Source organism: Actinoplanes sp. NBRC 101535 (assembly GCF_030269225.1).
Classification (GTDB): Bacteria; Actinomycetota; Actinomycetes; order Mycobacteriales; family Micromonosporaceae; genus Actinoplanes; species Actinoplanes rectilineatus.
In genome coordinates, this window is record NZ_BSSY01000025.1 from 86269 (window position 1) to 107615 (window position 21347).

Annotated in this window: 22 protein-coding genes; 12 read left to right on the forward strand and 10 right to left on the reverse strand. The window is 70.6% G+C overall.

Annotated features, from left to right (window positions below):
* Nucleotides 1-29: 29 nt before the first annotated feature.
* Nucleotides 30-2390: an NACHT domain-containing protein gene (locus QSK32_RS41260; protein ID WP_285475032.1), complete on the reverse strand. Its 2361-nt coding sequence runs from the start codon at nt 2388-2390 to the stop codon at nt 30-32.
* A gap of 603 nt (nt 2391-2993) precedes the next feature.
* Here QSK32_RS41260 and QSK32_RS41265 point away from each other — a divergent pair.
* The gene (locus tag QSK32_RS41265; protein ID WP_285475033.1) at nt 2994-3548 is read left to right on the forward strand and encodes a fasciclin domain-containing protein; all 555 of its coding nucleotides are present in this window, start codon (nt 2994-2996) and stop codon (nt 3546-3548) included.
* A gap of 44 nt (nt 3549-3592) precedes the next feature.
* Here QSK32_RS41265 and QSK32_RS41270 read toward each other — a convergent pair whose 3' ends face one another.
* Genes QSK32_RS41270 through QSK32_RS41280 form a run of 3 tightly spaced genes read right to left on the reverse strand, consistent with a single transcriptional unit; the run spans nt 3593 to nt 6582 of the window.
* The gene (locus QSK32_RS41270) at nt 3593-4312 is read right to left on the reverse strand and encodes a hypothetical protein (protein WP_285475034.1); all 720 of its coding nucleotides are present in this window, start codon (nt 4310-4312) and stop codon (nt 3593-3595) included.
* 3 nt (nt 4313-4315) lie between these two features.
* Nucleotides 4316-5698, reverse strand: coding sequence for a carboxylesterase/lipase family protein (locus tag QSK32_RS41275; RefSeq protein WP_285475035.1), 1383 nt, complete (start codon nt 5696-5698; stop codon nt 4316-4318).
* Nucleotides 5695-6582 carry an MBL fold metallo-hydrolase gene (locus QSK32_RS41280; RefSeq protein ID WP_285475036.1) on the reverse strand — a complete coding sequence of 296 codons (888 nt, stop codon included), beginning with the start codon at nt 6580-6582 and terminating at the stop codon, nt 5695-5697. The genes QSK32_RS41275 and QSK32_RS41280 overlap by 4 nt, the downstream gene beginning before the upstream one ends.
* Nucleotides 6583-6751: 169 nt before the next feature.
* Here QSK32_RS41280 and QSK32_RS41285 point away from each other — a divergent pair, with 169 nt between their 5' ends.
* Nucleotides 6752-7639 carry a helix-turn-helix domain-containing protein gene (locus QSK32_RS41285; protein ID WP_285475037.1) on the forward strand — a complete coding sequence of 296 codons (888 nt, stop codon included), beginning with the start codon at nt 6752-6754 and terminating at the stop codon, nt 7637-7639.
* A gap of 57 nt (nt 7640-7696) precedes the next feature.
* Here the strand turns inward: QSK32_RS41285 and QSK32_RS41290 are convergent, their stop codons facing one another.
* The gene (locus QSK32_RS41290; protein ID WP_285475038.1) at nt 7697-9277 is read right to left on the reverse strand and encodes a methyl-accepting chemotaxis protein; all 1581 of its coding nucleotides are present in this window, start codon (nt 9275-9277) and stop codon (nt 7697-7699) included.
* A 198-nt stretch (nt 9278-9475) separates the two neighbouring features.
* Between QSK32_RS41290 and QSK32_RS41295 the strand changes: the two genes are divergently transcribed.
* A complete protein-coding gene (locus tag QSK32_RS41295; protein WP_045743945.1) occupies nt 9476-10102 on the forward strand; it encodes a TetR/AcrR family transcriptional regulator C-terminal domain-containing protein in 627 nt (208 codons plus the stop codon).
* Here the strand turns inward: QSK32_RS41295 and QSK32_RS41300 are convergent.
* The gene (locus QSK32_RS41300) at nt 10077-10511 is read right to left on the reverse strand and encodes a PPOX class F420-dependent oxidoreductase (protein WP_045743973.1); all 435 of its coding nucleotides are present in this window, start codon (nt 10509-10511) and stop codon (nt 10077-10079) included. The two genes, QSK32_RS41295 and QSK32_RS41300, sit on opposite strands and share 26 nt — an antisense overlap.
* A 52-nt stretch (nt 10512-10563) precedes the next feature.
* A complete protein-coding gene (locus QSK32_RS41305) occupies nt 10564-10746 on the reverse strand; it encodes a hypothetical protein (RefSeq protein WP_285475039.1) in 183 nt (60 codons plus the stop codon).
* A gap of 107 nt (nt 10747-10853) precedes the next feature.
* Here QSK32_RS41305 and QSK32_RS41310 point away from each other — a divergent pair, with 107 nt between their 5' ends.
* Nucleotides 10854-11750: an SCO6745 family protein gene (locus QSK32_RS41310; protein ID WP_285475040.1), complete on the forward strand. Its 897-nt coding sequence runs from the start codon at nt 10854-10856 to the stop codon at nt 11748-11750.
* Nucleotides 11751-12019: 269 nt separating this feature from the next.
* On the opposite strand, the gene QSK32_RS41315 is transcribed toward QSK32_RS41310, so the two are convergent.
* Nucleotides 12020-12589: a hypothetical protein gene (locus QSK32_RS41315; protein ID WP_285475041.1), complete on the reverse strand. Its 570-nt coding sequence runs from the start codon at nt 12587-12589 to the stop codon at nt 12020-12022.
* Between the two features lie 49 nt (nt 12590-12638).
* On the opposite strand from QSK32_RS41315, the gene QSK32_RS41320 reads away from it, so the two are divergent.
* A complete protein-coding gene (locus tag QSK32_RS41320) occupies nt 12639-13394 on the forward strand; it encodes an SDR family NAD(P)-dependent oxidoreductase (protein WP_285475042.1) in 756 nt (251 codons plus the stop codon).
* A 207-nt stretch (nt 13395-13601) separates the two neighbouring features.
* A complete protein-coding gene (locus QSK32_RS41325) occupies nt 13602-14048 on the forward strand; it encodes a hypothetical protein (protein ID WP_285475043.1) in 447 nt (148 codons plus the stop codon).
* Between the two features lie 738 nt (nt 14049-14786).
* On the opposite strand, the gene QSK32_RS41330 is transcribed toward QSK32_RS41325, so the two are convergent.
* The gene (locus QSK32_RS41330; RefSeq protein WP_285475044.1) at nt 14787-14942 is read right to left on the reverse strand and encodes a hypothetical protein; all 156 of its coding nucleotides are present in this window, start codon (nt 14940-14942) and stop codon (nt 14787-14789) included.
* Between the two features lie 361 nt (nt 14943-15303).
* Here QSK32_RS41330 and QSK32_RS41335 point away from each other — a divergent pair, with 361 nt between their 5' ends.
* Nucleotides 15304-15453 carry a hypothetical protein gene (locus QSK32_RS41335; RefSeq protein ID WP_285475045.1) on the forward strand — a complete coding sequence of 50 codons (150 nt, stop codon included), beginning with the start codon at nt 15304-15306 and terminating at the stop codon, nt 15451-15453.
* 40 nt (nt 15454-15493) lie between these two features.
* Here the strand turns inward: QSK32_RS41335 and QSK32_RS41340 are convergent, their stop codons facing one another.
* Nucleotides 15494-16402: a LysR family transcriptional regulator gene (locus QSK32_RS41340; RefSeq protein WP_285475046.1), complete on the reverse strand. Its 909-nt coding sequence runs from the start codon at nt 16400-16402 to the stop codon at nt 15494-15496.
* A gap of 81 nt (nt 16403-16483) precedes the next feature.
* Between QSK32_RS41340 and QSK32_RS41345 the strand changes: the two genes are divergently transcribed.
* The 5 genes from QSK32_RS41345 (at nt 16484) to QSK32_RS41365 (ending at nt 21304) form a co-directional block, all read left to right on the forward strand.
* Nucleotides 16484-17281: an SDR family NAD(P)-dependent oxidoreductase gene (locus tag QSK32_RS41345; protein WP_285475047.1), complete on the forward strand. Its 798-nt coding sequence runs from the start codon at nt 16484-16486 to the stop codon at nt 17279-17281.
* 218 nt (nt 17282-17499) lie between these two features.
* Nucleotides 17500-18717, forward strand: coding sequence for a sialidase family protein (locus tag QSK32_RS41350; protein ID WP_285475048.1), 1218 nt, complete (start codon nt 17500-17502; stop codon nt 18715-18717).
* A 99-nt stretch (nt 18718-18816) separates the two neighbouring features.
* A complete protein-coding gene (locus tag QSK32_RS41355) occupies nt 18817-19116 on the forward strand; it encodes a DUF6403 family protein (RefSeq protein WP_045743954.1) in 300 nt (99 codons plus the stop codon).
* Nucleotides 19113-20441 carry a hypothetical protein gene (locus tag QSK32_RS41360; protein WP_285475049.1) on the forward strand — a complete coding sequence of 443 codons (1329 nt, stop codon included), beginning with the start codon at nt 19113-19115 and terminating at the stop codon, nt 20439-20441. The genes QSK32_RS41355 and QSK32_RS41360 overlap by 4 nt, the downstream gene beginning before the upstream one ends.
* The gene (locus QSK32_RS41365) at nt 20438-21304 is read left to right on the forward strand and encodes a hypothetical protein (protein WP_285475050.1); all 867 of its coding nucleotides are present in this window, start codon (nt 20438-20440) and stop codon (nt 21302-21304) included. Before QSK32_RS41360 ends, QSK32_RS41365 begins: the two co-directional genes overlap by 4 nt.
* The last annotated feature ends 43 nt before the right edge of the window (nt 21305-21347 follow it).

Here is a 21347-nt window from a genome sequence, read left to right on the forward strand (position 1 = left end):
GGCCCGGTCGAAGTACCGCAGTCGGGCCGTCACCGCCGTGAAGCGGCCCTCCGGCGTTCCGCCTCGGCCCCGGTGTCGTCGGCGGTCGGCGTGACGGCCAGGTGTTCCTGCAGGCGGGCGTGCCGGAACTGCCACGCCGTGCCGGACTGGCGCAGCACGCCGCGCTCGTACGCGTCGGCGAGGAACCGGGTCGGCCGCCACGGCAACCGGCCGGTCAGCGGCAACCACACCCGGACCAGGATCAGCCACTGCCCCCACACGGTGGCGCAGAGGCCGAACAGCAGCGCCAGCAGCATCCCGGACGTCAGCCCCTGCCAGGGCGACGCGGACGGGTCGGCGAACGCCGTGGCGATACCGATGGCGGCCGAGGCGACCATCCCGATCAGCAGCATCTGCAGCAGCGCGCTGGTCCGTGCCAGGGACAGCGACCGGAGCGGGCCGACCTCCTCGCAGACGTCCAGCGGCACCCGCGAGCCGACGGCCAGGCCGCACACCATGCCGAGGGCCGCGCCCAGGCCGAGCAGCAGCAGCGGCCGGTCCACCAGGTCGAACAGCATCGCGTCCATGCCGACCGCCAGGATCCCGGAGGTTCCGGCGGCCCGGAAGACGGCCTCTGTGGCCAGCCAGTAGAACAGCGTCGCCGCGCAGCCGAGGGCGCCGCCGGTCAGCACCGACCGCAGCAGCCGCTCGGGCCGGCTGTGCACGCCGAGCCGGGTCGCGCTGGGCCGGGGCCGCGGGCCGGCGATACCGAGGGCGAGACCGGCGATCGGACCCAGCAGTGCCGCCGACGCGACCGCGCCGATCACGGTCGTCTGGATGCCCTGCTGCCCCAGGAACACCTCGGGACCGTACTCCAGATACCAGCGCAGGCGGGTGGCCAGCGTGCCGGCCACGGCCCCGGCGAACGCCCACAGAACACAGACGACAAGGAAGCGGGTACGCCCGACCGCGCCGGACCGGGCCGTGAACAACGCGTAGCCGACGGGGAGGATGCCGGCCAGGCCGTACCGGAGGACGGCGTCCACGGCGTACCCCCGAACGGGGATCTGATCGAGGTGCCCGGCGTGACCCAGCAGCAGGAAGGTACCGGTCAGCCCGCCGATGAGCAGGAAGTACAGCAGCACCGCGACCGGCAGCGACACGGCCTGGGACAGCCGCCACCACTCCAGGTCGGGGGAGCGGCGGTGCTGGGCGTAGCGGGCCAGCGTCGACAGCCAGCCCTGCACGGCCCGCCGTGACCGGTGCGGGTAGACCGCCGGGAGGTACGCCCCCAGCAGGTGCCGTTCGACCTCGGCCACCCGGGAGAAGGCGAGCAACTCGGCCGGCGGACGGTGGCCCGACTCCGCGTAGACCACCCGGGCCAGGTGTGCCATCAGCGGGTTGGCCAGCGCCCGGCGCACCGGGGCGTCCTCGTCGAGGCCGTGCAGCATCGACGTCCAGTCGTCGCCGCGTGCCGGGCTCGCCGACCGGGGCAGGTACACCAGCAGGTCGTCGCCGGAGAGCGGCTGCACCTCCACGACGGCGGCCCGGGCCAGCGGGGCGGTGGCGGACACCGCTTCGGCGTACTCGTGGGGCCGGCTCGTGAGCACGACCGGCAGTCCCGCCTCGCCGATCCCACGCAGCGCCCAGGCGTGCAGGCCGGCCGGCATCTCGTCCAGGCCGTCGAGGATCGGCAGCAGGTGCCCGTCGTCGATCAGCATCCGCGCGGTGCTGCGCCCGTCACCGGCCGCGCCCGCGAGCCCGGGATGGTCGCGGACCAGTCGGCCGGCGATCCACTCCGGCAGGGACTGCCCGTCGGTGTGCCCGTCGTTCACCGGCGTCCACGAGGCGACACTCAACACCACCGGCACCGCGCCACCGGGCTCGCGGCGTTCCAGCAACTGCAGCGCGAGACGGGCGGCGAGGACCGACTTGCCGCTGCCGACCGGGCCGAGCAGCACCAGCCGGCCGGACGGGATCCGCTGGTAGACGTCGGCGAGCCGGTCCAGGTCACCGTCCAGGTCGAGCGGCCCGGCGTCCTGCCCGGCCGGTGCCAGCCCGATGTTCGCCCAGTGATCCATGACCGTGGCGGGCGCGGTCACCCAGCGGACCGGCAACGCCACCGGGTCGTTGATGCGGCGCTGGCGTTCCGCGGTACGCCATTGCAGGTCGACCGCCTGGGCGAGCTGATCCAGGGTGCTGTCCCGGTCGTCGCCCCAGTGCGGCACGGCCCACTGCCGCCGGTGCCGCACCTCGACGACCAGCGCGGCGAGACCACACAGCGCGGTGAGCACCCACACCCCCGTGACACCCCACGGTCCGGCCACCTCGATCGTGCCGGTGGCCAGGTTGGTCAACAGAGCCAGCACCACGGACAGCGCCGTGGCCGCGATCGGGGACGGGCGTCGCATCTCACTCCCACCGTGCATTGAGGACAGTGAGGCGAGACTCTAATGCGGTGTCCACGAACGTTCACCGGGTAGGTGTCGGTCTCGTTGTGGATCATCGCGCACGGGTGTGTGCGAGCGGCTCCCCCCTGTGGTGGTGGGGTGGTGGTCGCGCTGCCCGGAATGCGGGTGGCGACGGCGAACGCGCAGCACCGACCGGACGTCAGTGCTGTCCCGTTCACCGATGTCCTTGGCCCCGAGCCGGACGACAGCCGGCACAACTGCGGTAGCCCGCCACGGGCATGTCACCACGGCGGCGGTGCCAGGCGTTGATGTCCAGGATGCACGCCTTTACACGTTGCTGGCCGACCGTAGCAATCCGAATGCCGCTGCCGCTGAGCGCTGCGGGCGGTGGAGAGTTGTCCGAAAAGGGGATTTTCAGCCCTTAAGGGGGTAATATCTGGCTAGCGAATTCGAGGGTATGTGAGGGCCTGGGTGACCAATATCTGGTGCCCTGGCCGAGGGTGTCTGAGGTGTTGTCGTATGCGGGCTCGTTTGCGGCATCGGGTGGCCGGGATATCAGGATGGTGGGCGCGGTCCATGTGTTTCAGGCGCTTAGGTGCATGGTTGGCGGTTGTCGTATCAACCGCACTTTATGGTTGTGTCACCCAAAGGGTTGACACCCGAGTCTCCACGGCGAGCCCTCCCGCAGAGGTGATCCCGAAGGAATCTGTCTGCGACACGGAGGCTCTCGCGCCGGCAACGCTGACGAATTTGCGTCTGATGGCAAAAAAATCAGCCGGCACTGCCCTCGAGGAAAACTTTGATTACTCAATGATGGGTGACGTGCTGCGTTTGACAGGCGCCCGGAGCGAAGTGGACTCGATGCAGGAAGCGACCATTATCGTCCCCTCGAACCGGGCTTTTGCCGATATGGGACCGGAAAGGTACTTCGATCTGTCGAAGAATTCGAAGAAGTCAAGGGTTCTGCTCGATGCAAGCATCATTCCGCAACGCCTGTCGAGCCGGGAGATCGTTGGGCGGCATGAAACCATCGGACATGGAACCATCTCAGGCTCCGCGGAGAACGGGAGTGTCGTTGTCAATCGTGCTCGCATCATCTGCAGTGATATACAGACGTTGAATGCGACGATTCATATCGTCGAAAAAATGATGGAATGAGAAATGCTGAAAATGGGTGGCGGTGTGACGTCACCGCTGTCCGGTCAGCGGAGCCAGCCGGTGAGGGTGACGGCTGCGGCCGCGGCGAACTGCTGCACGGTGGCGAGGGCGCCCGAGGCCGCACCCGGCACGGCGCCGGAGAGGGCACTCGCGGTCAGCCGGGGCAGGATCGCTCCCATCGCAGCACCGCACAGCACGAGCGGGATCCCGGAGTAGCCGGCGACCGCGAGCAGCGTCAGGGCCGTAACCGTCACCGCGGCCTGCGGGATCGGGCGGCGCAGCAGCGAGAACACCGCGAAGGCGATCCCGTACCCGACCGCCTCCGGCCGCGGGGCCGCCAGGAGGAGAACGGCCGCCTGTCCCGCGTACGCCGCCCCCGTACCCACCGCCGCCAGCAGAGCCGTCCGGTTTGCGAACACCCGCCGGGCCCTTCTCCGGTACGCGACACCGAGCGGCACCACGGTCAGCGCGAACAGCAGGAACAGTGGCGTGACGTCGGTGAGGCGTACCAGAGTGAGTGGTCCCAGCACTGACAGCGGTAGCAGAACGCCGAGCGTGAGCCCGGCCGGGTCGAGGGATGAAGAAGGCGAAGAAGGCGGCGGAAACGCGCGGGCTGTCGCGAGCACGCCGCCGGTGACCAGGCCGGCGGCGTACACGGTGGAGAAGACGGCCAGGATGAGTTCGGGGTGCTGCCACACCAGCGGCGCGACCGTGCTCATCGCGAAATAGTCGAAGACCGCCAGGAACGGCGCGAGCAGCACCATCGGTCAGTCCAACACGCCCGGCGGCGACTGCATGGTCCGCCGCCACGCCCGGCGTTCCGGCCCGCGCGGGTCGTCGACCTGCTGCCACGTCCGGCCGATGTGCATCGTGGTGCGACGGCCCGGGGAGTACGGCGGCCAGCCGGGGTCACCGGTGCGGGCGAACCGGACCCACGCGTCGTGCATGGGGCCGGGGCCGAAGACGAACGGCAGCTCGATCGTGTGGGCGGCGCCGAGACGTTCGTCGCGATGGCCGAACTCGTACATCCAGGTTGCTGATCGGGTCCTGGTGTCGGCCAGCGCCCAGGTGCCGGCGCCGAACAGCGCGTCGCCCATGATGGCCGACCGCAACTCGGCCTCGGTGGCCTTCGGGCGATGTGCGCGGTATGCCGCGACGAGCCGCTCCGGTTCGCGATGTACCGCCGTTGCGGCGGCCAGCACGTCGGCGCTGGTCGAGCCGTCGTACCTGCCGACCGGGATCAGATAGAGGTTGCCCTCCTCGGTGTTGGTCCCGATCAGCAGTTCGGCGTCGACGACGCGGGCGTCGGCCGGTTGCCGCTCCAGCACCAGGCTGAACGGGCTGAGCCCGATCAGCGGATCGGTGTCGGCCGCCGTCCGCAGGTCGATCCCGGCCAGTGCTCCGGCCGCGTCGACCAGGCGCTCGTCGGGGATCTCCGCGAACGCCTCGACGGTCGGTGCGACGCCCAGTTCCCGGGCCGCGGCGGCGGTGACCCGGGCGGCCTGTTCCGGGCTGAACGCGCCCAGCCCGCTGCCGCTCTGGACGATCGCCCGGCGGAACAGTCCGGCCGCCTCCGCGGTGGCGAGGATCCCGCCGACGATGGTGGCGCCGGCGGACTGCCCGAACAGCGTGACGTTGTCCGGGTCGCCGCCGAACGCCGCGATGTTGTCCCGGACCCAGCGCAGCGCGGCGACGACGTCGAGCAGCCCCCGGTTGGCGGCCGCGCCCGGAAGGTCCAGGAAACCGGCGATCCCGAGCCGGTAGTTGACGGTGACCAGCACGACGCCGTCCCGGGCGAACGCGGTGCCGTCGTACTGGGCGGCCCGGTTGGAGCCGGCGACGAACCCGCCGCCGTGGACGAACACCATCACTGGCGCGCCCGAACCGTGGGCGTCCGGGGTCCAGATGTTGACGGTCAGGTAGTCGTCGCCCCGGTGCCAGCCGTCGCCGAAGTAGTGCGTCATGTCGACGTCGCCGAGTCGGCGTGGTGACTGGGGCGCGTTCGGCCCGAACGCGGTGCAGTCACGCACACCGTCCCACGGCTCGTGCGGCTGCGGAGCCGCGAACCGGGCCGCGCCGGTGGGCTTTGCGGCGTACGGAATGTTGAAGAAGCCGTTGATCTTGCCTGTGGTGGTGGTGATGACGGTCAACGGAACGGCGCCCATTCCTTGATGCCGAACCGGTCACCGTCGCGGGAGACCTCCAGCGCGCCGCCGCCGGGGAAATGCGCGGGTACGACCAGCGCGCCGGTGTCCGCGGCCTGGCCCAGCAGACGGCGGCGGGTGGCGATCGCGCCCTGCGGATCCTCGCAGAAGCAGCTGTTGACGTGCGGTTCGAGGATCTGCACGGGGCTGTGCATGAGGTCACCCACGAACAGCGCACGGTCGGTCCCGGAGGTGAGCGTCAGCACGCTGGAACCCGGGGTGTGCCCGGGCGCCGGCTCCAGCGCCAGGTTGCCGTCGATGCGGTGGCCACCCTCCCAGAGCAAGGTCTGACCTGCCTGGTGTACGGGCGCCACGCTGTCCTCGAAGACGTTCTGGTTGCCCCGCCCGAGAACCGTCGGGTTGTCGTTCGCCGGATCCCAGAACGTGAAGTCGGCCTTCGGCATCAGGTAGGTGGCGTTGGGGAACGTCGGCACCCACTCGCGGTCGTCCAGGTAGGTGTTCCAGCCCACGTGGTCGATGTGCAGGTGCGTGTTGACGACGACGTCGACGTCCTGGGGGCGGACACCCGCGCGGGCCAGGTTGCCCAGGAAGTCCGAGTCGTGGTGGGCCCACACCGGGGCGTAGGGCCGCTCCTTGTGGTTGCCGACGCCGGTGTCGACCAGGATGGTCCTGCCCTCGCTGCGCAGCACCCAGGTCTGGATCGCCGAGTTGACGATGTTCATGGCCGGGTCGAGGAACGCCGGGTCGATGCCCTCCCAGGGCTCCGCCGAGCTGTCCGGGAAGAATTGGCCCGGTGTCATCTCGACGGTGCCGTAGTACTCCCACACCCTGGTGACGGTCACGTCGCCCAGCTGGATCGTGTCGGTCATGCGATCTCCCCAGCCGGGTTCTTCGCGGGGTGGGCGGTGGTGAAGATGGCGGAAACAGCAGTCATGCCGAGAATCCTGGGGAGTGCCGGGACCGGCCAACCAGACCCGCTCTTGCCTACACCTGACAGGTGCAGGCAGCCGGGCCCGGGAGCCGCGCATACTTGCCGGCATGGACGCCAAGTCGCCGCTCGGCGAGTTCCTCCAGGCCAGGCGGGCGCGGATCAGCCCCGACGACGTCGGCCTGCCCCGCTACGGGGAGCGGCGTCGCGTACCCGGCCTGCGCCGTGAGGAACTGGCGATGCTCGCCGGGGTCAGCGCCGGCTACTACACCCGCCTCGAACAGGGCCAGTCACTCAACGCCTCCGCCGAGGTCCTCGACGCGATCGCCGGCGCCCTGCAGCTGACCACCGCCGAACGCGAGCACCTGCACGTCCTGTCGGCCACCGTGCCCCGCCGGGTGCGCACCTCCATCCCACCGGACGAGGAAGCAGACCCCGGTCTGGGTACGCTGCTGGCCGCCATGCACAACGTGCCGGCGCTGGTCGTGGGCCGCCGCAACGACGTGCTCAGCTGGAACCGGGCCGGACACGCCCTGCTCGCCGGGCACCTCGACTTCGCCGCCCCCGGCAGCCCGGAAACCCGCCCCAACATGTCCCGGCTGGTCTTCCTGGACGCCCACACCCGGGGCCTCTACCGCAACTGGGACACCAAGGCCCGGGCGGTCGTCGGCAACCTGCGCGTGATGACCGCCCGCAACCCGGGGGACGCGGGCCTGGCGGCGCTGGTGGGCGAGCTGGCCATCGAGAGCCCGGAGTTCGCCACCATGTGGGCGGAGCACACTGTTCTGCCGTGCGGGCGCGACGTCTACGACCTGACACACCCACTGGTCGGCGAGCTGACGGTGGCGCAGCAGACGTTGCGGGTGCCGCAGGAGCCTCACCAGTCCCTGGTGACGGTCACCGCCGAAGAGGGTTCGGCGTCCGCCGCAGCCCTGACCATGCTGTATCAGGCCTGCGGTCACCCGTACCACGCCCGTCCCGCCGGGGGAGGCGGGTGACGATCGCCCGGACCGCACCGCGGTGGTCGCTGCGGTAGGGAGCGACCGGGGGTGCGGTCAGTACCGGAACTTCGACACCAGTCCCTGCAACTGGCCGGCGGTGGTGGCCAGTTCGTCGGCGGCCTCGCGGGTGTTGCCGGCCGCGCCGTTGGTTCGTTCCGTCGCGTTCGAGACGGTGCGGATCGTCTCGGCGATGCGGTCGGCGCCGGCGGACGCCTCCGACAGGGTCCGGTTCATCTCCTGGGTCGTCGCGGTCTGCTGCTCGACCGCAGCGGCGATGGTCGTCTGGATCCCGTTGATCCGTTCGATGATCGCTGAGATCTCGCCGATCGCGCCGACCGCGCCCTCGGTGTCGGACTGGATCGTGGCGACCCGCCGGGAGATGTCCTCGGTTGCCTTCGCGGTCTCCTGGGCCAGGTCCTTGACCTCGCCGGCGACCACGGCGAAGCCCTTGCCGGACTCGCCGGCCCGGGCCGCCTCGATCGTCGCGTTCAGCGCGAGCAGGTTGGTCTGCTCGGCGATCGCGGTGATCGTCTTCACCACCTGGGCGATCTCGGTCGACGACGTGCCGAGCCGGGCGACGATCTCGTTGGTCTGCTGTGCCATCTGCACGGCCTGCTCGGCGACCTGGGACGCCTCGGTCGTCGACACGCTGATGTCACGGATGGCCGAGTCCATCTCGTGCGAGCCGTCCGAGACCACCCGCAGATTGCTGGACACGTCACCGGCGGTCGTCGAGACCGCCCCGGCCTGGGAGGACGCCTGGGAGGCGGCCGAGCCGACCTCGTCGGAGACCGCGGTCAGCCGCCCGGCCGCGTTGCCCAGCGTGCCGGCTGCTCCGGCGAGCTGGGTCATGTCCTGGCGTAGGCGGCCGACCGCGCCGTCCAGCGCTGCGGCCATCCGGCCGACCTCGTCGCGGCTGGTCACTCCGGAGGATCCGGTCAGGTCGCCCTCGGCGATCCCGCTGGCCAGCCGGGACACCCCGTGCACCGCGCGGCTCATCCGTCCCACCACCCGCAGACCGACCAGCAGGCTCAGCAGCAGCCCGGCCGCCAGCAGCAGGATCACCGTCCAGGTGTTGCGGGTACCGGAACTCCGCGAATGGGCGATGCTCTCCTCGGAGAGGGCACCGGCCCTGTCCTGCAGCGCGGTCTCGTCGGTGACGAGACTTGCGATGATCTTGTTGTAGGCGTCCGACGCCTCGGCCAGCTGGGCGGCGGTCATCTTCCCGAAGTCCTGCTTCTCGAACTCCAGCAGGGTCTGCCAGTCCGTGGTCGCCTGGGCCGTGGCGGCGGCGCCCGCGCTGTCCCCGGCGAGCGTGGTCGCCAGGCTGCTCAACGCGGCGTTGGCACCCTCCTCGGCCGCGGAGATCTGCTCGTTGATCGAATCGGTGAGACTCGGATACAGCTTCAAGGCGTTCAAATACCCGATGTACGCCTCACGGTTCTTCCCGAACGATCCGGCCGCGGTCGCCACCGCCAGTGTTCTGCGCTGCGCCGCCGCGGTCTCGTCGGTCTGCGTACGCTGCGCCACGACCGCGACGACGGCGACGATCACCCCGCTCGCCATCGCGACCACCAGGGCGGAGCTGATCTTGGTACGCAACGACCTGTCGTCGAACAGCGTGGCGAGTCCCACGTCCTGCACCTCTTTCGCTCCGATACCCCTCTGCTCTTCGGCCGGGATCCAGCGGTGTTGAGCGACTGCCCCCCGTGGGTGAGGCGTTCTCGACTTCTGTCGGAGTACAGCCCCGCTCGGCCATGCGAGGTCAGCGCGCGTTCCCTCTTCGGTGATGACCAATCTATCGCTGATAGAGTGCCGAGGGAGGTACCCGCATTGGCGCTGGACAGAAAACGCATCGTCGCCGAGGCCGTCGCCCTGCTCGACGCCGAAGGCCTCGACGGTGTGACGACGCGGCGGCTCGCCGCGCGGCTGGGCGTGCGGTCACCGACCCTCTACTGGCATCTGCCGAACAAGGCGGCCCTGGTCACCGCGATAGCCGACGCGATCCTCGACCAGGAGTTCGGCGAGATGACACCGCCCGGGCCCGATCAGCACTGGCAGGACTGGCTCAGCGACCTCGCCGGACGACTGCGCCGGGCGCTCCTGGCACACCCGGACGGCGCCCGGGTCGTCTCCGCGTCGCAGCTCTCGCACACCATGGCGGCGATCTCCGAACTGGCCATGAGCACCCTGGTGGCGCGCGGCATCCCGTTACGGCAGGCCCGGGTGATCGTGCTGACGGTCGAACGGTTCACCGTCGGGCACGTCCTCGAGGAACAGGCTCCCCGCCCGGACGCCGACACGCTGAAGGGTTTCGACATGGCCGCGTTCACCGAACGGCATCCGACCGCGGTCGCCGCCTATTTCGAGCCGGGCCGCACCGTGGACGACCTGTTCCGGGACTGCCTGGACGTGGTGATCGAGGGCGCCGCCGTCACGGCCGGGGCTCAGCGGAAGTGACCGTCCAGGGGCCGACGCCGCTGATCCGTTCCACCCGGTAACGGATGAGGTAACCGGGGCCCTTCGGTGCCGGGAACGTGACGTCCGGACCCTGGTAGACCTTGGTCAGGTCGTCGAGCACGTCCCAGGCACGGTCGCTCGGCTCGACGGTGGCATGCGCGTAGAGCACCGCGTAGGGGTTCAGCGTGACCGACGGGTCCCGCGGCCCCTCGAAGGAGAGCGCCACTCGCGGGTCACGTTCGATGTTGCGCAGCTTCGCATACCGTCCCATGTGGCCGCTCACCAGGTCGTCGCCGTCCACGCCGATCCAGATGACGCTGACCTGCGGACTGCCGTCCGCGTTGACGGTGCTGAGGTGGACCAGCGGGCCCGAGGCGATCAGTTCGCGCAATGATTCCGGCAGATGCACGAGGACCACGCTATCGATCCCCGTGCGGCCCGGTTGCCCCGTCCACAGTGTTTCATGACACTCCATGCGGCAGCGCCGGGTCGAGCATCACGAACGTCTGTTCGCTCACGGCGTGCGGGTCGGGCGGTGACGTCGCTGCCGGCCGGCGTTCCATCGCCGCGTCGAAGGTGGCCGGCGCCAGGCGGGCGGCCATCTCCGCGAACAGATCACCGGCCGACCCGCCGGGCTTCCCCATAGGCGGATTCGGGTGACGATCGGCGGGGTCCGGCGGCGGTTGGTGACACGGGCAGGAGCCGCGTGCGACGCTACCGAGCGGTAACAGTCCCGACGGAAGGTGACGCCATGACCGATCCGACCGACTGGCTGCCGCCGTCCACGATCGAACCCGTGCACGGGCGTCGCGCCTGGCGGGCCGCCGAACCGCTGCACGGGATGATCTATTTCGTTCCGGAGGCCCACGAGCGGTACGCGGCGCTGGGCATCGACCCGGCGGCCGGATACTTCGCGTCCCGGTCGGCGCCGATGGGCCCGGTCGGTGCCGGGGCGGTCGCCGGGGCCTTCTTCAACTTCAACCCGGCGTTGGTCGCCCGCGCGCTGCCCGCCGTGTGGGAGACGACGACACCGCAGGCCGTCCTCGCCGCCCGCCGGGAGGGCGCCGTCGCGGCGCTGACCCGGGCACTCGGCGACCGGGTGGACTCCGCCGAGATGCGCGAGGCCGCCGATCTCGCCCGTCGGGCAGCGGAGTCGGCTACGGCGTACCCCGAAGGGCGTGTCCTCTTCGCCGCCCACGCGACGCTGACCTGGCCGGACGAACCGCTGCCGGTGCTCTGGCACGCGCAGACGCTGCTGCGGGAGTTCCGCGGCGACGGGCACCTGGCCGCGCTGCTGATGGCCGGACTGACCGGGCTGGAGGCGCTGATCCTGCACACCGCGACCGGTGAGGTGCCCGCGAAGTTCCTGCGCCGCAGTCGCGGGTGGAGCGACGAGCAGTGGTCGGCGGCCGTCGAGGGCCTCCGCAAGCGTGGGTTGATCGAGGGCGACGAGCCGGCGCTGAGCGACTCCGGCCGGGCGCAGCGGGCCTGGGTGGAGGCGACGACCGACCGGCTGGCCGTGCCCGCGTACACGGTGCTGGGCGTGGAGGGTTGCGCCCGGCTGGCCGAACTGACCCGGCCGATGAGCAGGGCGGTCGTCGATGCCGGGCTGCTCGACCCCACCAAGGCGATCCTCGCCAAGAGCTAGACACGTGTCGTGGTCAGGGTGCGAAGCCCGTCCGCGTGGTGATTTCGGGCGCGCTGGACGCCCCAATTCACCACACCCGTGGCGGTGTGGTGATTACGGGCGCGCTGGACACCCGAAATCACCACGCTGTTGTGGGTGTGGTGAATACGGGCGCGCTGGACGCCCCAAATCACCACACCCGTGGGGGGTGTGGTGATTACGGGCGGGATGGGCGGCTGAAGTCACCATGCGGACCCTGATGACGAAACGGGTCCAGAACAGCAGTGCGGTCAGCCGGTCGCTGCCCTGCCGGAACACGGTGGGGAGTAGGCCCGGTCCTGGTCGCATCCGCTCGCGGCGGCCTCGTCGGAGGTGAACTGCCCGACCACCGTCGTGCTCACCGTGCGGGTCGCCAGATTCTGGTAGGCGGTCGTGAACTCGGTGCGGAACTTGTGGCACCTGTCGACCGGGATGCCGGGGCGCATCCAACGGCCCTCGGCGTCGAGCAGCGCGAACCAGAGGACGACCTGCCCGTCCGCGGTGCAGGGGGTGCCGGGGTCGGTGTCCGGCTCGTCGGGTAGCCGTAGGGCCGGCAGCAGCGCACTCACGTCGTCGCCCCGGGCCTCGACGGCGACCCGTTCGGTGCCACCGCCCGGCCGTTCCCGATCAGTCTCGCGGCAGATGACGACGGCGACGGGCCGGAAGCTGTCATCGAGGTGCGGCAGCGTGCCCTCATCCGTCTTCGCCACGTCACCGCAGGATTCCCAGGAGCTGTGGATCTCCGGTTCCGGGCTCGCTGCCATCTCCGGGCTCGCGCAACCGCCGAGGAGCAGCAGCGCGGCGATCAGTCGTATACGCACAACAGCTCAGACGTGGCGCGGCCCGCCCCGGTTCCCCGACGATGGCGGGATGGATCAGCGCATTCTCGTCACCGGCGCCCGGCGTGGGATCGGCGCCGCCCTGGCCACCGGTCTCGCCGCCCCCGGCGTCACCCTGCTCCTGCACCACCTCGACGCCACCGCCGAGGCCGAAGAGGTGGCCCGCCGCTGCCGCGACCTCGGCGCACAGGCCGAAACCCTCGACGCCGACCTCGCCGACTCGTCCGCCGTGACCGATCTGGCCCATCGCGCGGGCAACATTGACGTACTCATCAACAACGCCGCCCGCGCCTCGAACGTCCCGATCGACGCGATGAACGTCGACGAATGGCAGGCGGTCTTCGCCGTCAACGTCACCGCCCCGATGTTGCTCGCCCAAGCGCTCGGAGCAGGGATGTCCGCCCGCGGGTGGGGCCGCATCATCAACGTGGTCTCACCGACGGTAGCGCTCGGCGGCCCGTCCGGCCCCGCCTACGTGTCCAGCAAAGCCGCCCTCATCGGCCTCACCCGCTCCCTCGCCCGGGCGCTCGGCCCCGGCGGCGTGACCGTGAACGCCCTCTCCCCGGGCGCGATCCGCACCGAAGGCGAAGACGAACTCGAACGCGCCGAACACGCAGCCGGCCGCGGCGTGGGCAACCACCAGACCCCGGTCGTCTCCCGCCAGGCCATCCCCCGAGCACTCACTCCGGACGATCTGGTCGCGACGGTGCGGCTGCTGGCCGGGGAAGGCTCCGCCGCCATAACCGGCCAGGTCCTCGAGGTCGGCGCCGGCTTGGTCTTCCGCTGACGCTTTTTTCGGGGGTACGCGCAATCGGAGTCCCGCCTTCCCCAGTGACGGAGCCCCCGGTGTTGTTCCGGGGCCCCGTCCCCGGCGGCGCTCTGCCGGCGAGTGTCAGCGCCGCCACCGTAACGGATCTGCACTCCGGGGAATCGCAGGCCGCGCCGTCGACTGTCCATGTACTACCGTCATGGTCTGTCGATCTTGGGAGTCTCGATGAAGTTCCGGACACTGCTCGCCTCCGTCATGACCGGTCTGGCTGTCGCCGTCACCGCGGGCCAAGCCCCCGCGTCGGCTGCCCCCGCATGGGTGGAGACCATCGCCTCCGGCACCCGGGCGGTTGACGGCGGCGTATGCGCCAGCCTCGACTTCGTCGCGTTCGGCTGTTTCGAAAGGGACGGAGATGTACTCACACTCGTGGATGAGGCGGCGGACGGCCACTCCGCCGCCATCGTCTGGCAGAACTTCGTGGACGGCGCTCTCTACCGCCGCGGCGCGTGCGTCGAGAAGCGCGGCAAAGATGTCCAGGGCGGCTGCAACATGAACTTCAAGGAAGGCTCCGAGATCCAGATCAAGGCCTGCTCCTACGAGGCGGGCGCGAGCGGCAACGTCGCCGACAAAATCGTCACCTGCGGCCTCTCCTCCCGGGCATTCAAGGCATGAACCGACGAGCCGTGAGGCGCGTTACCGGCTGCACCACCTGAGCTGGGGCGGATGAGTGTCCGAAACGGGCCAGGCCAGCACGGTGCGACACGAACCTGAACGGTATCGGCGGCCATGGCTGCTCATGGGAACGCCCTCAGAGCGACCGGCAAGAGGTGTCACTTGAGGCGGCCGGTGGTGGGCCGGGTGTCCCAGCGGTAGAGGGTTCGGGCTCGTGCATGCCCGGACCGGGCGCGCCGAGCTGCCCGGCCCCCATCGGATACCACCGCATCGACGGCCCATCACCATCGCCGAAGCAACGCGAGTCGCCAACCGCCGTCCACAGGACCTTATCGACGCGGTAACCACCGGTAGCCCGACAGTTGCCAGAATTAACAAGACTATGCAACAGCGGTGGCCGGCGGTCAGGTTCTCGTGGCATTCCGGGAAACGAAAGTTCCGTCCTTTTCATAATGGTTTCAGCGGGCTCCATTTGATGGTCTCCTCCACTGGAACCGGCATAGCATGACGTGCCGGATGGATTTGGATATCGGGGAGTGCATGATGCTGACGTTCTCTCGACGGAATCTGCTTCGCGTTGCCGGGGGATCCCTTTTTGTTGCCGGAGTGTCCTCGGCGGTTGTTCTCGGCAGCGCGGAAGCGGCGTTGGCCCAGCAGTATGAGTGGCGGTGGTGCCGCCGCTGCGAAGGTCTGTGGTTCAGTGGCCATGCTACCTGGGGCGCCTGTCCCGCAGGGGGATCACACATCCGTGATGACAGTGGTGACTACGGCCTTCACGGTGTAGGAGAGATAGCCGGTCAGGATCAGTGGCGCTGGTGCCGGCGATGTGAAGGTCTGTGGTTCGGTGGCGGCGGCGGCCGGCGGTGGGGAGTGTGCCCGGTCGGTGGTGAGCACAGTAAGGACGGTAGCGGGAATTACGTCCTGAGTTCGGCAATGCGTCCCCGTGGTCAGAGGGATTGGCGCTGGTGCCGTTATTGCGAAGGCCTCTGGTTCGGTGGCGGAGGTGGCCAGCGGCAGGGGCTGTGCCCGTCGGGTGGGCGCCACAGTAGTGAGGGCAGTGGGAACTATGTCCTCACCGGCCGCTGATTGTCTGATCACCTTTTCTCGTCCTTGACTGTTACGTTGACGCGGACGGAGCCGGATCGGACGTCGCGGTGCAGGCCGCCACCGGCATCAACGACCTGCGCATCACCGAGGCGGAGCGCTGGCTCCATCCCGGCGCCCGCGACGAACTGCCGTTGCGATGAGGTGAGCCATGCGCGGCATCGAGGAGTTGGCGGAGCTGCTCCGCCGCGAAGGGGCGGACGGGTTCGGGCTCACCGCGGAACAGATCGCCGACGTCCGGGAGGCGTGGGGCGGCCCGCCGCAGTTTCCCCAGGTCGGTGCCGGCCGGGTCTTCCGCTGACACTCTTCTGCGGGGGCGGGTGAAGCGGCGTCCCCGCAGATCAGCGCTCGGCCATGGTGCGCGCCTCGGCGAGGAGCGCGGCCCGGACCGCGGCCGCCGAGGGTGTGAGCGCGCCGATCCGGGCGAGGCTCAACGTTCGTCCCGTCCACGACGGGTCGTCGACCGCGAGGCAGACCACGTCGCCGGGCAGTACGCCCGTGCTGAGGCTCGGGACGGTGGCGATGCCGAGGCCGGCCGCGACGAAGCCGAGCCGGGCGGACCAGTCGCCCAGTTCGGCGACGATCCGGGCGTTCGTCAGGGTGGGCCAGGCGCCGAACTGCGGCTCGGACCGGGTGGCCCGGCCGACGATCCAGCCCTCGCCGGCGAGGTCGGCGACCGTCACCCGCCGGGCGTGGGCCAGCCGGTGCCGGCGGCTCACCGCGACCATCAGCGGGCCGGCGGGCAGACGCTCGATGTCGATGCCCGTCAGGTCGTACCCCGGAAGGCCCTCGCCGGTCGCGAGAAGCGCGAGATCCAGACGGCCCGCCCGTAACCGCCGGACCTGCACGGCCGTCGACGACTCCAAGAAGTCGATCTCGAGGGAGGGGTGTTCGGTGCGGAGGCGGGCGAGCGTGCGCGGCGCCAGCTCCATCGCGGTCGCGGGGAAGCCGCCGAGGGTCAGCCAGCCGCCGAGCGGGGCGGACAGGTCGTCGAGTTCGCGCTGGGCGGCGTCGAGCTGGTCGAGGACAGCCGCCGCCCGGGCCGCCAGCCGGGTGCCCGCGTCGGTCGGTTCGACGCCGCGCGGGCCGCGGCGGACCAGCGGAGTGCCGGCGGCGGCCTCCAGGGTGGCGATCTGTTTCGACAGCGCGGACTGGGTGAACCCGAGACGTTCGGACGCGGCGGTGAGCGAACCGGCGTCCAGCACGGTCCGCAGGGCGAGCAGCAGTTGCGGGTGAACGTTCAGTCCCATCGGCCGAGTATGCCATCCTGGAATACCTGCCATGCGAAACATTCGCTGGTGGCATGGCCGACGGGTGCGCAGACTTCAGGCATGCAGAAGATCTGGTTCATCACCGGCGCGTCCAGTGGCTTCGGCCGGCTCTGGGCGCAGGCCGCCCTGGAACGCGGCGACCGGGTGGCCGTCGCCGCCCGCAGCGCCGTCGACCCGGCCCTCGTCGAGCGGTTCGGCGACGCGGTGCTGCCGCTGACCCTCGACGTCACCGACCGGGAGGCGGTGTTCGCGGCCGTCGACCACGTGGTCCAACGCTTCGGCCGGATCGACGTGGTCGTCAACGCCGCCGGATACGGCCACGTCGGCATGGTCGAGGAGGTCACCGAACGCGAACTGCGCCGGCAGATGGAGACCAACTTCTTCGGCGCGGTCTGGGTGACCCAGGCGGTCCTGCCCGTCCTGCGCCGCCAGAATGCTGGGCACCTGCTGCAGGTGACCAGCGAGGGCGGCGTCCGGGCGTACCCGGGATTCGGTGCCTACCACGCGTCGAAGTGGGCGGTCGAAGGACTGACCGAGGCGCTGGCGCTGGAGACGGCGGGCTTCGGGTTCCACGTGACGCTGGTGGAGCCGGGCCCGTACGCGACCGGGTTCGTGGGCGCGATCCACCAGAGTGCGGAGTCGCCGGCGTACCCGCGCCCGGAGATCGATTTCCGCCTGGGCGACCCGACGGCGACGACGGCGGCGCTCCTCGCCCTGGTCGACGCCGAGAACCCGCCACGCCGCCTGGTCATGGGCGACGTGCTGCCGGAGATCGAGGCCATCTACGAGCAGCGCCTCACCACCTGGCGCGACTGGGCGAAGGTGTCACTCGACGCGTTCGGCAGCCGGGTCGCCTGATCCGCGGTCGTTCTGCCGCTGCCGGAAACGCCGCCACAGGCCCGGCATCTCTCATTCCCGCGTCTCGATCCCCGAAACGGCGGTCCCGGATCGTGTCGTTCCGGATCGTGCCGTTCCGGGACGACGACAGTGACGATACCTACAGCGAACGGGACACCGCCGGCGGCGGCGCCGGGTGACGATGGGGCCCTACTGTGGATCTACGGAAGGACTCCTCCATGCGACGGCACCGGCGGCTCGCCCTGGGCGCAGCGGTGATGCTGCTCTGCGGACTCGTCATGCCCGGCACGCCCGCGGCCGCGGCGGACGCCAAGCACAGCGAACTGCTCCTGTTCGACGGGAACGGGGAGACCTACGCGGGTGTCACCTACCACTCGTTCCGGATCCCGTCGCTGATCCGCACCACGAAGGACACGCTCCTGGCGTTCGCCGAGGGCCGGGTCTCCTCCAACCGGGACCACGGCAACATCAACCTGATGTTCAAGCGGTCCACCGACAACGGGAAGACCTGGTCCGCGATCGACGAGGTGGTCGGGGCCGGCCAGGGCACCTGGGGCAACCCGACCGCGGTGGTCGACCGGAACACCGGCACCATCTTCCTGTTCGTGTCGTGGAACGCCGCCGACAAGAGCGCCGACGGCGCCGACGGCACCACCGAGATCTCCGCGTGGGGTGACCGGCGGGTCAGACTGTTCACCAGCAGTGTCGACGACGACGGCACGAAATGGACCGGCCCGGTCGACCTGACCGCCGACGTCACCCCGAAGGTGCACGCCGACGGCAAGGTGTGGGCGTGGGACGCGGTCGGCCCGGGCACCGGCGTGCAGACGACGACCGGACGGCTGGTCGTGCCGGCCACCAACCGCAACATCTACAGCGACGACGGCGGCACGACGTGGACGAGCGCGCCGATGGCGAACGGCAACGAGGTCACCGGCGAGAGCACCCTGCTCGAACTGACCGACGGCCGGCTGATGCGCAACGACACCGCCGTCAAGTCGGTGTGGGAGACGGCGAAGAGCCGCTGGGTGAGCCGCGGCACGATCGAGTCGGGCTTCGACGCGTACGCCCCGGAGCAGGCCCTGCCCGACCCGCACGCCGAGGCGTCGATCCTGCGGTACAACCTGCCGTCGCCGGCCCGGATCGTCTTCCTCAACTCGGCGAGTTCGGCGAACCGGCAGCACATGACGATCCGGATCAGCACCGACGAGGCGGCGACCTGGCCGGTCAGCCGCCCGCTGAGCGACGCGCCACTGCCGGCCTGGCCCGCACTGGGCACCGGCACGGTCGCCGAGGGCGGCTACTCCAGCATGGCGAAGACCGCCGACTTCTTCGTCGGCGCCCTGGTCGAGGTCAACGAGGACACCGGCGCGAGCGCCACCTCACACCGTTCGATCGCCTTCCGCAAGGTCAACCTCGCCTGGATCACGGGTTGACCTTCACATTGGCCACGCTCACCGGCTGCTGCCGGTACCCCGGTGACTGTGGTCCCTGACACGATCAACGGTGCGGTCGGAACCCGTTACCCTGCACCGATGTGGTTGATCTGGGGGATCGGGGCTGTCGTGCTGGTGGGATCGGGGTACGCGGCGGTCGCTGTGCCCCGGCTGCGGGAACGCGCGCTGCAACGCCGGGTCGCCTGGTCCACCGCGCACGCCGCGATCACCGCCGCCTCGATCAGCCGGGACGCCGCCGGGGCGGGCGCGCCGCGTGACGCCGAGGCGACCGGGCTGCTGCGCCGGGCCGAGACCATCGCCGCCGCGAGAGGCGGACCGGACGCCGCCCGGGAGGCCACCGACCTCGCCGAGACCGCCGACCGGATGTGGCGCGAATGATCAGCCAGACGGTGCGGTGGGCCGCCCTCACGGTCGCCGCGCTCACCATGCTCGTGTTCCTGGGCAGCCAGCGCAGCGACTTCGAGGTCAGCTACGCCCGGTCGCCGGCCGGCGGTAACGGCAAGGTCGCCCCGGCCGGCACCGTGACGCTGCCGTCGGTCGAGGAGATGACCCGACTGGTACGGGCGTCGCCGGTGGTGCGGCTGCCGGGCACCGTCGCGCGGTGGGACACCGCCCGGGTCGACGCCGCGATCGGGGACAGTGGACTGCGGATCCTGGCCGTGCCGCCCGGCCTCGACGAGGCATCCACCGAACGGCTTCGCGCGGTCGAGGCGGCCGACCTGCGCATCATCGGCACTGCGGTGACCCTCGGCACGATCTCGGTCGGCGGCTCGACTTTGGCCGACTGGCGGGACGAGTTCGCCACCGCCGACGTGACGAATTCGCTGCTCCTGCTCATCGCCGACCTGCGCGACCAGCCGGCGCCGGCGATGCCGGAGACGCTGCGATGGCGGGAACCGGCCGCCGCCGAGACCGCGGTGGTCGCCGCCGATCTGCGGGCCGGCGGATTCCACCGGGCCGAGGGCGCGGCGCTGGAGGAGGCGCCGCAGAAATCGACGGCGTTCCCGGACGGGCGTGTGCTCTACGTTGCGCTGCCGGTGCAGCCGCTCGGGAAACCCGTTCCGGAGTACGGCCCGGCGCTGGCGAAGCTGTTTCCGGACACCCCTATCGTGGTGATGTACGGCGGCTGGATCGAGTACTCCGGCCCGTTCGCCGGCGACTTCGCCGACATCGCGGCGGCCGGCTTCTACTCGCAGGCCGCATCGGTGATGGAGCGCAGCGCGTACACACAGCGTGGTGTCCTGGAGACCTATCTGCAGCGCGTCACCGAAATCCGGTTCGCGGGGATCTTCGACCGGCCGTTGCCCTACCAGCCGCCGGATCCGCTGCGGGTCGCCCTGCCCGCCCTGCCGTGGATCTTCGTGCTGTGTGTGCTGCTGTTCGTGGTGATCTCGGCGCGGCCGATCCTGCTCCCGGCCGGTCCGCAGGTCGCCCGCCTGATTCCCGGGACGCTCGCCCAGCTCGCCGCGCTGACCGCCCTCGCGGTGGAGATGTCCGCACTCGCGGATCAGCGCAGCGAGACCCCGCTGGCCCGGGCGCTGGTCAGCCTCACCGCCGCGCGGGACGCCGTCGACGCCGATCTTCCCGATGCTCACGTACGCGCCATGCTGCGTAACGCGGAGATCGAGCTGGACCGTGCCGCCCGCCTGCTGCCGTACCGCGGGTACCGGCCGGCCGAATACCTGAGGGGGCGGCTCGCGTGAGACTGCGCCGTATCGTGCGGGCCGTGGTGTCGCCGTTCACGCTGGCCTCGCTGGCGTGCCTGGTCCTGGCCGGCTGGGCGTTGTGGACCGGCGGCCTGTTCGAGGGCCCGATCGCCCGGCAGGTGCGCACCTCGTCGGTGTACGCCGCACCCGGCGTCGACCTGGACGTCCCCGCCGCCGAGCAGATCATCGGCAATCGCCGTCTCATCGTGCTCTTCCTGGACCAGAGCACCAGCGATCCGGCTCCGGTCTGCGACTCGCTGGAACGCGCCGCCGACGGCGTCCTGGTCCTGGCGCTGCGCCCTCGGGGGGACGGCTGGAACCGGTACGGCTGTGCGATGTTCCCCGGCGGTGGCGAACTGATGACGATCGAGGCCACCATCGGCACCGGCATCCAGCAGTTCGGCGGTGACCCGCTGTCCACCGTCAAGGTCGTCGCGGTCAACTACGACCGTCTGGTCAAGACCGGACTCCTCACGGACGGGCCGCGCACCATCAACCCGTACCTGCCGCGCTACCTGATCGCCGGAGCCGCCGTATCGGCCGTCGTGCTGGGTTCGCTGCTGCTGTGGCTGACGGGCCGTCGCGCCGCCCGGGCGGCGCTGGACCGCCGCGAACGTCTGGACGCCGCCACCGACGACCGGGTGGCCCTGAGTGCGGCGGCGTCCGCGGTCGCCCAGCAGATCATCGACCTGGACGCCGGTTACCGCACCGGCAGCCGCGGTTTCCGGACGCACTACGCCGCCCTGGCCGGCGACTACGTCGCACTCCTCGGCGACCTGGAGTCCGGCGACGACGCCGAAGCCCGCAAACGGGTCGATCGCCTGGCGGCCCGGGCCACCCAGCTGGCGGCCCTGCGTTAGCCGGCGCTGCTGACGGCCGCCGGACACGCGACCGTCAGCGGTG